Source organism: Streptomyces sp. NPDC030165, from assembly GCF_055573595.1.
Genome location: NZ_JBVIBD010000060.1, coordinates 1 through 7903, shown reverse-complemented (window position 1 = coordinate 7903; position 7903 = coordinate 1). Strand labels below are relative to the sequence as shown.

Below are 7903 nucleotides of genomic sequence, written 5' to 3'. Positions count from 1 at the left end.
CACCGCCGAGGCCGTCCAGGCCGCCATCACCGCGCACGCCGAGGCGACCGGGCAGAGCCGGTATGACGTCGAGCGGGAGCTGAAGCGGCGCGTGCGGCATCCGGAACCCGACGGCGAGTAGCTCCGACAGCCGTCCGCCCCGCGCGGGCGCTGTTCCGGCGGGGCGGTTCGAGCAGCACTCCCAGCTTGAGTGCACACAGTGAATGTGGTGCTTCGAGAGTACGGGCGGGCACTGACAACGGGGGCGGCCCCGCCGCGCGGGGGATCGCGGCGGGGCCTGGCCTGAGTGTGGCAGAGCGGTGGCACCCTCGCGGGCTGCGTGCAGATGCGGCCCGTCATGGACTCCCGCAGGCTGGGTCCATGGCCGCGCGGATAGTGATCCAGGAGCCGAGCCCGACGGGCGGGCGGCGGGTGCGCGTCGACGGGCACATTCTCGGCCTCGCGCACTCGGACATGGACGTCGTGGAGTTCCTGCGGCGGGCTGGGTTGCCCGACTCCGAGCCGCTGCTTGACGACCCGGCGTGGGTGGAGTGGCGCGGCGGTCGGCCGCATGACTACGGCGGGCCGAGCCTCAGCAGCGCGTGACCTACCCGGTCAGCGCCTTCTTCAGCTTGGCTGCCTCGGGCCCGCTGTCCTTCGCGGGCATCTTCCACCGGTACGTCTTGCCTTCGCCGTCGGTGTAGACGAGCTGTCCGCCGTGCTGCGCCTTGGTCAGGTCGAACGCCTTGCTGCGCCACTGGTAGCTGCCGAGCGCCACCGCACCTGAGCCGAGGAAACCGTCCGGGGTGACGCTGGTGGCGTCACCGTCCATGGTGGATACAGCCTGCCCGTCGGGGGCGATCCACTGCCAGCCACCGTTCTCATCCGGAACGGTCTCGGCTGCGGCGACCGCGGTGGCGCTCTTCGCCTTGTATGCCACGACGGCGTAGGTGCCGTTGACGGGTGTCTGGCCGGTGCCGGTCGGTACGTACACGACGCTGGTGGGGGTGAGGTCGAGGACGCCGCCGCCAGCGCCCTCGACGGGATTGGAGGCGCCTGCGGTGTGCGCAGTCTTCCCCAAGGCCAGCGCCTTGACCTCCGGGGGCTCTGGCGGGCCACTGACCGCAGGCGGGCTGCTGGCCACCTTCTCGCCGGCGGTTCCGTTGCTGCCGCAGGCGCTGAGGGGCAGCATGGCCAGGGTCAGGACGGCAACGACGTGCTTGATGCGCATGGTTCCCCCGATGTCTGGGACGTGTCGGCACCGTACCGACGGGAGCGTGCGAGGGGTACGGCGCCGGACGCACTTGTGACACGACGAAGCGCCCCGCCGCCTGCCGGAGCAGGGGCGGGGCGTGTCACTTCGGGTCCTTCTTGTGCTTGATCCACCGGGCGACGGTGTCGACGGTGCCCGTGTCCAGGCGGGCCAGGGCGGTGACGGCCTGCTGGTCGGTCGCCGTCTTCTCGACTCCGGCCTCCGCCAGGGCAGCCTCGATCGCGACCACGTTCTCTGCGGGCGGCGGGTCTTGCTGAGGCGGGCGCGGGCGCTCGGGCGGCGCGGGGGTCGGCGGCGGCTCGGCGAGCCCGAGATCCACCAGCGAGCCGAGGTCCCCCGCGGTCTCGTCGACGCGCGGCTCGGCGGGCCGTGGCGCAGGCTGATCGGGCATGTCACCACCTCTTCCTCTGCGGGTCCAGTGCCGCGCTCTGCGTGGGGGCGGGAGAGGTCGGCTGCGGGGCCCCGGCGCGGCGGCAGACGAGGGCGTCGGGGTCGTCGGCGGGTGGCTGGAGGCTGTAGCCGTCCGGGCAGGCCGGGCCCGCGGGGCCCCGCTCGCCGGGCTCGCCCTTTTCCCCTTGCTCGCCTTGTGGTCCGGCCGGTCCGGGCTCGCCCGGAGGTCCAGCGGGCCCGGCCGGGCCGACGGCACCGTCTGTTCCGTCCGCTCCGGGGCTGCCTGCGGCGCCGGGCTGGCCCGGTGCTCCGGTGGCGCTGTCTCCGTCCGTACCGTCGCTGCCGTCGGCGCCGTTCTTTCCTGCAGCTCCCGGCGGTCCGGTGGGTCCGGGTGATCCTGGCTCCCCCTGGGGCCCGCGGGGGCCGACGAGACCGGCAGTGCCACGCGATCCGGGCGGGCCGGCTACCGGCTTCACGCCGAGCCCCTGGACCTGCCGCGCGAGCGCGTCGCGCGCCCCGTTCGCGGTCTGCAGCTCGCCGTGAAGTGCGACGACCTGTACGGCGAGCCAGGCCATGCCGCCGAAGAACAGCAGGGCAGTGACCACGGCAAGCCACTCGGCGCGCGGCAGCCTGACGGTCTTCGGGACGCTCATTTCGCGATCACCGCCCACACCGAGATCGCCGCTGCCATCAGGCCCATCAGCACGGGCACGATCATCTGGTAGAGGCGGGCCTGGCGTTCGCGTTCCCGCCGGTCGCGCTCGGCCAGCTGGTACTGCTCGAAGGCCCGCTCCAGCGTCTCCCGCGCGTCCTCCGACTTCTGCAGGTCCTGGCTCAGGGCGGTGATGCGCTGGTCGGTGTAGGCGGACTGCAGGCTGTAGACCTCGGTGGAGACGACCTTGTCCAGGCGCGAGTTGATGCCCTGCGCCATTGCCTGGATCTCCTGGCGCAGGGCGGAAACGGCCCGCCCGAGTTCGCCCACGGACAGCTCTTCGGGCACGGCAGCCTCCGGTCAGACGCCCTTGGCCAGCGACGCGGAGTTCTTCACGTCGGAGAGCCTGGCGAGCAGGCCCTTGCCGAAAGCGAGGACGGCGCCGACTCCGCCCGCAGCCGCGGCGTACCACATCGAGGCGTCCAGAGGAGTCGTCACGACGATGCCGCCGACGAACGACTGGAGGAACGTACTCAGCACCCGCTCCAGCAAGTCACGGGCGAAGGTCTTGCCGGTCTTGAAGACGGTCTCGGCGGACGGGAGGGAGATCGGTTCGGTCATGGCGGGCCCTTTCAGGACGCGTCGGTGAGCTTCTTCAGGAGGGCTTCGATGCGGTCGAGCCGGTCGAGGAGGGTCACCTGCCGGTGGTCGGCGTACCGCACGTAGGTGCCGGCCTGCCTGGTGTTGTCGCCCTCCTTGATGACCGGGTTGATCAGTTCGTGCGCCCAGATGCGCCGAATGTCCTCGTCGGTGAGTGCCACGTCGTTCTCCTCGGGTGTGGTGGGTGCGCCGGGCTTGGATGCGAGCCGTTTGGCGATGCGGGTGCGCATGTCGGGCATGGTGAAGCCGCGCGGGTCGACCTTGTCGGCGGACCATTCCAGGTGTCCGATCACAGACTTGGCGGACCAGCCGTGCGCGCGGCAGATCGCGGCCGAGACGCGCTCGATGGCGTCCAGTTGAGCGGCGGGCCAAGGGTCCTTGCCGTCGCCGCGGTTGATGCACTCGAAGCCGTACAAGCGCGCGTTGCCGTCGGTGCCGTTCGTGTTGCCCTTCGTCGGGCGGGACGGCGCGGTGCCGTAGGACTCGTCGATGACCTGCTGCAGCACCTTGGGGTCGCCGCCGCCGGCGTGGTTCGCGCGGCCGTATCCGACGAGGTGTACGACGCCGTCCTTAGCGATGACGCCGTGGCACAGCGGGCCCGGCAGGCTGCTGTAGCCGTCGCGGCACAGCTGCACGGTCGATGCGGTGCCGGATGTCACCGTGTGGTGGATGACCACGCCGTTCAGCGGGCCCCACGCGCCCTTGTGGTTGCGGTTGTGAGTGCGCCAGTTGCCGACCTCGACGACGCGGACGCCCTCGGCTCTCAGGGCCGCGAGGAACGCGGCGGCGGACAGGGGTGCGGCCATGGGGCCTCCAGACATGCGAAAGGCCCCGGCTCGGCGGGGCGTGAAGTGCGGGAAGATTTTCGCGGCGCCGGGAATTGCACAGGTCAGAGGCTGTAGTACAGCCCGTTCAGTGAGATCCACGGCGGAGTGATGCGCTCGGTGGCGTTGCTGGCCGTGGTCCCGATGATTTTGAGGTGGCCATCCGGCTGCGCGTCGAGCTTGAGGCTAAGTGAGTCGCTGGTGACTGCGGAGCAGGCGGCGGGCACGGTGCGCAGCGACCCGGGCCGGGCCGCGGACGGGAGCGGGCTGCTGGTGATGACGCCGCCGTTGCTGATCGTGGCCGGGCTGCCGGAGTAGGTGATGTCGATGCCGCCCTGCAGCATCACCGTCAGCTCCCCGAACAAGTTGACCACGCGGTACTGGGCGCTGCCGTTCGAGTTGCCGTTGTGGGAGAACCCGCTGGCCAGCGGAATAGTCGTCCAGGCCGAGGTGCCCGCGGCGAGCACGACCCACGCGGTCCCGTCGTAGCCGGTGAACAGCTTCTCGGCGGTCAGGAACGCGACCATGCCCGCGACCGGGCTGGTGACGGTGGCGTTGCGGGCGGACGCGGAAGCGAAGCGCATCACGGACCTCGGCACCAGGCCGCCCGCGAGGTTGCTGGCCAGCGTCTCCATGTTCGGAGCGTCGGTGAGGGACGCGATCTGTACGCCCTGCCCGTAGGCGTCGGTGGTGGGCATCAGGCCCCCGGCGCCGGGAGGAGCGTCACGCTGTGGCCGCCGGTGTAGGAGAGGGTGGCGCGCGTCTCGTGCGTGCCTCCGACGCCGGCAAGCTGCTCGGCAGCGTAGTCGGCCACGGTCTGCGTGATCCGGTCGAGAAGCTCGGTGGTGAGGCCCTGGCCGCGGCCGTCGAGCCAGAGCTGGGAGGTGTAGGAGAAGAGCGGGCTGTCGGTCTGCAGGTCGATGACGCGTACCCAGTGAGTGAGCGTCTCCGGGACGTACCCGTCGGTGGGATGCGGCACGGGGGTCTCCTAGATGAGTCGGTACTGCACGCCGTCGAGAGCGGCCCACGTGGCCGACCCGGAGTAGTCCTGCACCTGCAGGGTTCCGGTGGCGTTGACGTCGAGGACGCCGTGGACCGCGTTCGCAACCTCGGTCGGGAAGCGGCTCTTGTTGGCGGGCACGATGGCAGCGGGCAAGGTGCAGAAGGTCTGTGGCTGCGTCGCGCTGGTCGGGGCTTTCGCCAGCCCGGAGAGGCTGACGGTCCCGTCGCAGTTGATGCGGTAGCTCGGCGTCCAGTAGGGGGTTCCGTAGACGGTCCAGCCGCCGGCGAGGGGGAGGGGCTGCCAGGTCCCGGCCGTGGTCGCGGGCGCTGTGCGTCCGTGCGCGAGCCAGTTGCCGCTGCTGGAGATGCTGACGACGACCGTGTCGCCGGCGGCCGGGGTGAGGTAAGTGGCCATGCGGCGGGCGATGATGCCGTCCGTCGTGGTGACGGTGCCGTCCGTGCCGACGGCGGCCACCACGGCGAGCCGCCAGTCCGCGCCCCGCACCGCCGGGCTCGTGGCACCCGCTTGGACGGCTTGCTGCTGGAGGGCGTCGGCGAGGTCGGCGTGGACCGCGATGTCGCTGCTGCTCACGCGTCCTCCTTCGCGGCGATTGTGGTGATCGGGAAGTCGCCGCCCACGTCGAGCGGGATGCTGAGGCTCTGGATCTGGTGCAGCTCGCGGGTGCCGTCCGGGTAGACGACGCGCAGCACGTCGCCGGGTTCGAGGGCGGGGTTCGGCAGGCTGCTCAGATCGCCGCTGGAGTTCGGGGACTTGGCCGCCCGCAGTTTGAGCCGGGCGGCGCCCTCGGCCGCGACGGTGCTGGTCAGGGTGGCGCTGGTGTAGAAGGTCGGCCTGTGACCGAACGGACCGCCCCAGAAGGTAGGGCTGGTCGAATCGTCATCGACGACGAGCGCCGCCACCGGGGCCGTGTTGCTCTCGGTGTTCTCGCCGCGCGCGAGCACTCCGTTGTAGACCTTGTCGGCGCTCATGCCGCGGTCGGCCTTGATGTAGGCGCCGCCCTCCCCCGCCGCCACCGTCCATGCGGGGGTGGTGGTGAGCAGGTCGGGCAGCTCGGCGACGATGAAAATTCCGTCGGCGTCGCAGTACACCTCGGCGCCGATCGCCGCAGCGCACTCCTGTACCGCGGCCCACGGGTCGCCCTCGACGTCCCAGGTGCGCGGGCCGATGGCCGCGTCCGTCGCGCGGTTCACCACGGCGGCGTCCGGGATGGAGCGCTGGATGAGCGCGGTGACGGCGCCGACCGCCGTTCCTGAGGCGCGGTACGGCGCGGTGAACTTGTCGTCCTGCACCACCGCTTCGAGGCCCTTGCCCGCGAGCGTGACCGGTCCCTCGTCGATGCCGCCCTCGACGGAGTCGAGCCGGAAGACGCCGAGCGGCACCAACTCCTGGATCCCGCCGCCGTACTGGATGCCGCGGCTGATACGCAGCTTGGCGCCATACACGCTGAGCTTGTCGCCCGGGGTGCGCGGGATCAGGGAGGTGTCGGCGATGGTGACCGTGCAGGTGCGGCGTACCGCCTGCCCACGGTCCACCGTCACGCTGCCGCCGGTGATCTCCAGCGTTTCGACGCGGCCGTCCGCCCGGAAGAGGACGACCTCGACGGCGGGCGTGTGGGACTCGGTGAGGGCGGCCAGGAACCGCGAGCTGACCGGGTACAAGCTTCACCCCCTGCGCCGGTCGAACAGCAGGTCCTCGCCGGTCTCGTAGGCGGCCAAGACGTCAGCCCAGGTCGTGAACTCGGACAGAAAATCCTGCCACGTGCGGCCCGCTGTGCCGCCGACGCCCACCGAGACCGGCATGTCCGCCTCGGTCAGCGGCAGCTTCCAGGTGCGCCACGGCTCCTGCGCCGGTCCGCCGATCCTGCCTTCGGTGACCTCGCCGACGGTGACGTACATGTCCGCCACACCCATGCCCGGCACGGCCTGCCAGAGCAAGGTGTTGCCGGAGTCCAACAGCCAGTGGAGCCGGGCCCGCTCGTCGTCGGTGCGCGTCCAGATGGAAAGGTCGCCCTCCAGCCCGCCGCGCAGGCTCGAGAGGACCACCGCGTTGCGGCGGCTCTTGACCCGGTAGGTGGCCTGCTCGATCGGACGTGACCAGTCGGGCGCCCGCTCCACCATGACCTTGCAGTTCCGCTGCGGCTGGCCGGGGTCCTTCAGCCAGGCTTCCTGCGGGTCGCCAGGGTCGATGGTGACGGTCTCGGTGGTGCGGATCTGGATGCTGCCACCAGCCGCCGGGACGATTTCGATCCGGTAGGCGACGGGCACGCCGAGCGGCGCCTCGTAGTCCTCGATCACCATCAGGTCTGAGGCGATGACCGTCTTGTCGAGGAGCCCGGCCGGGCCGCGCACGAGGGTCTGGCTGCCGTCCTGCCCGGTCCGGTACACGGTGATCAGGTAGCCGATCGGCAGCTCGCGCAGGGTGAGCGTGATGGCCGCGGCGGTGTCGTCGACGTCCACGTGCTGCAGCGGCAGTGCCGGCCACAGCGACACCACGTCCAGCCGGAGCACGCTGCCGGCGCTGGTGGCGGTGAGCGTCCACTCGATCGCCGCCTGCGTCGCCCCCGTCGGCGCGACCAGATCATTGGTCAGGATCCACCAGCCGGGTGTCGGCAGCGCACCCGCGGGGTCCGCGGTCAGGCCGAGGCTGACGCCTCCGGCGTCGTACCAGCGGATGCCGCGGGACGCCGTCCAGCCGCCCGCCGTGACCTGGCTGTACAGCTCGGATCGCCAGTTCAGGCCGACGCCCGGCGTGAGCGGGACGAGCGGTGATCGCAGGGTCGAGGCGGTCGCCGTCGCGCTGGTGACGGTCAGGGCGTAGGAGCCGTCGAAGCCGTAGGCACCCCACGGCGTCGACCGGACGGCCGTGGCGACGCCGGACGTGACCGTCCAGCCGCCCGCGTCCTGCTCGAACGAGGTGGCCGCGTAGGGGATGACCGTGCCCGCGCGGACCGTCGGCGCGACGATGACGGACGCCTGCTCCAGACGCAGTACCTGCCCGGCGGACGCGCTGTCGATGCCCGCGGCGACCGCGCACGTAGCAGCGGTCGCCGGGGCGACGGCGGAGGCCCGCTGCCGGTACCAGCCGGTTCCGGGCGCGGCCAG

General features: G+C 71.5%; 11 protein-coding genes and 1 pseudogene. 1 reads left to right on the top strand and 11 read right to left on the bottom strand.

Features of this window, described 5'->3' with window-relative positions; translation table 11 throughout:
• Positions 1-360: 360 nt before the first annotated feature.
• Positions 361-585 carry a hypothetical protein gene (locus tag ACZ4Z1_RS42115; RefSeq protein WP_468492012.1) on the top strand — a complete coding sequence of 75 codons (225 nt, stop codon included), beginning with the start codon at positions 361-363 and terminating at the stop codon, positions 583-585.
• 1 nt (position 586) lies between these two features.
• Here ACZ4Z1_RS42115 and ACZ4Z1_RS42110 read toward each other — a convergent pair whose 3' ends face one another.
• The 11 genes and pseudogenes from ACZ4Z1_RS42110 to ACZ4Z1_RS42060 all read right to left on the bottom strand — a co-directional run.
• Positions 587-1210, bottom strand: coding sequence for a hypothetical protein (locus ACZ4Z1_RS42110; protein ID WP_468492011.1), 624 nt, complete (start codon positions 1208-1210; stop codon positions 587-589).
• 124 nt (positions 1211-1334) lie between these two features.
• Complete coding sequence (locus tag ACZ4Z1_RS42105) at positions 1335-1643, bottom strand: hypothetical protein (RefSeq protein ID WP_468492010.1); 309 nt, start codon at positions 1641-1643, stop codon at positions 1335-1337.
• 1 nt (position 1644) lies between these two features.
• Entirely contained in the window at positions 1645-2295 is a 651-nt protein-coding gene (locus ACZ4Z1_RS42100) for a collagen-like protein (RefSeq protein ID WP_468492009.1), read from the bottom strand.
• Positions 2292-2642: a hypothetical protein gene (locus ACZ4Z1_RS42095; RefSeq protein WP_468492008.1), complete on the bottom strand. Its 351-nt coding sequence runs from the start codon at positions 2640-2642 to the stop codon at positions 2292-2294. The genes ACZ4Z1_RS42100 and ACZ4Z1_RS42095 overlap by 4 nt, the downstream gene beginning before the upstream one ends.
• Before the next feature lie 12 nt (positions 2643-2654).
• On the bottom strand, positions 2655-2915 hold the full coding sequence (locus ACZ4Z1_RS42090; protein WP_468492007.1) for a hypothetical protein: 261 nt from the start codon (positions 2913-2915) through the stop codon (positions 2655-2657).
• A gap of 11 nt (positions 2916-2926) precedes the next feature.
• Positions 2927-3760 carry an N-acetylmuramoyl-L-alanine amidase gene (locus ACZ4Z1_RS42085; RefSeq protein ID WP_468492006.1) on the bottom strand — a complete coding sequence of 278 codons (834 nt, stop codon included), beginning with the start codon at positions 3758-3760 and terminating at the stop codon, positions 2927-2929.
• A gap of 83 nt (positions 3761-3843) precedes the next feature.
• A complete protein-coding gene (locus ACZ4Z1_RS42080; RefSeq protein ID WP_468492005.1) occupies positions 3844-4476 on the bottom strand; it encodes a hypothetical protein in 633 nt (210 codons plus the stop codon).
• Entirely contained in the window at positions 4476-4757 is a 282-nt protein-coding gene (locus tag ACZ4Z1_RS42075; protein ID WP_468492004.1) for a hypothetical protein, read from the bottom strand. Before ACZ4Z1_RS42075 ends, ACZ4Z1_RS42080 begins: the two co-directional genes overlap by 1 nt.
• Positions 4758-4766: 9 nt before the next feature.
• Positions 4767-5372, bottom strand: a complete 606-nt coding sequence (locus ACZ4Z1_RS42070) for a hypothetical protein (protein ID WP_468492003.1) — start codon at positions 5370-5372, stop codon at positions 4767-4769.
• Positions 5369-6460: a DUF5047 domain-containing protein gene (locus ACZ4Z1_RS42065; RefSeq protein WP_468492002.1), complete on the bottom strand. Its 1092-nt coding sequence runs from the start codon at positions 6458-6460 to the stop codon at positions 5369-5371. The genes ACZ4Z1_RS42070 and ACZ4Z1_RS42065 overlap by 4 nt, the downstream gene beginning before the upstream one ends.
• A 3-nt stretch (positions 6461-6463) precedes the next feature.
• Positions 6464-7903, bottom strand: a pseudogene (locus ACZ4Z1_RS42060) (hypothetical protein); the annotation flags it as partial.